This is a genomic window from Bradyrhizobium sp. 25ACV (assembly GCF_054863005.1).
This window is the reverse complement of record NZ_JAVAYO010000136.1, coordinates 1-263: the sequence shown is the minus strand read 5'-3', so window position 1 is coordinate 263 and position 263 is coordinate 1. Positions and strand designations below refer to the sequence as shown.

Annotated in this window: 1 protein-coding gene; it reads left to right on the top strand. The window is 65.4% G+C overall.

The genetic code is table 11. The features are described from left to right. Positions 1-252, top strand: a 252-nt coding sequence (locus RAD04_RS38875) for a PNPOx family protein (protein ID WP_461627993.1), incomplete at its 5' end; no start/stop codon positions are given. Positions 253-263: the final 11 nt, after the last annotated feature.

Below are 263 nucleotides of genomic sequence, written 5' to 3'. Positions count from 1 at the left end.
CCGGAGCTGCTCTCTTCGTTCAAGGTCGAAGGCAAAGCGCCGCGCAGCGTCATGGTGATGCATGTGGACGAGATCTACTTCCAATGCGCCCGCGCCATCGTCCGCGCAGACCTCTGGAATCCCGACAAGCGCGTCGACCCGAAGACCTTGCCGACGCCGGGGCAGATCCTTGCCGAGATGAGCGAGAACAAGGTCGGCGGCGCGGAGTATGACCGCCTCTGGCCGGAGCGCGCCGCCGCGACGATGTGGTGAGCTCTCTCCAC